The organism is Nocardia heshunensis (assembly GCF_054782115.1).
On record NZ_BAAGTC010000051.1, the window covers coordinates 1 to 711 of the forward strand.

Genomic DNA, 711 nt, shown 5'->3' on the forward strand with positions numbered 1-711 from the left:
ATAATGACTTTATTGAAACACATCCTGCCTACCTAGAAGCAATGAGCAAACTTTATGGTTATGCTAGTGACGGTGGAATTAGACACCCTAAAACAGAGATAAAACATAAAATTGATTTGGCCGAAGCAACTTTCATGTTAGAAATCTGCTCTGCTTTCATCTCAATGCTGAAAGCTAAGTTAGCTGATTGGCGAAATAGATAATAAAAAACGCATCCCCCTACCCGCCAAGATAATGGGATGCGCTCAACATATAAGATTCAAGGGATAAGTACACCCTTTTTACATAATTAATTATAAATTAAAGGAGGTGATGCCACAACCTTAATCACAAATCTACCCGCCTAGGTGATTTAAAATTAAGGAGATAATTAAAATGGCAAGCTATCAAAAGCGCGGTAAAACATGGACTGCAAGAATCAGCTACACTGATCAAATGACCGGTGAGCGTAAGTACCAAACTAAGTCCGGTTTTCTGCGGAAAACTCAAGCCGAAGAATGGGCCATATCGATCGAACAGACTAAGTTCAACGAATCTATCGGCAAGGCCACCACAAGAGAAACGTTCGCCGATTACTTTGAGAAATGGTTCACCACCTACAAGCTTCCACACGTTGAAGAACAAACTCTTAACCACTACAAATATACACATGGCATCATCAAGGGGTATTTTAAAGAGCTCCGCTTGAATCTGGTAACGCGAGAATACTAC

2 protein-coding genes are annotated in these 711 nt (G+C 39.9%); both read left to right on the plus strand.

Translation table 11 applies throughout. The annotated features are described in order from the left end of the window. The coding region (locus ACYVN4_RS45100) for a hypothetical protein (protein ID WP_460730474.1) at positions 1–203 on the plus strand (203 nt) is incomplete at its 5' end. A gap of 172 nt (positions 204–375) precedes the next feature. Further along, the coding region (locus ACYVN4_RS45105) for an Arm DNA-binding domain-containing protein (protein ID WP_460730476.1) at positions 376–711 on the plus strand (336 nt) is incomplete at its 3' end.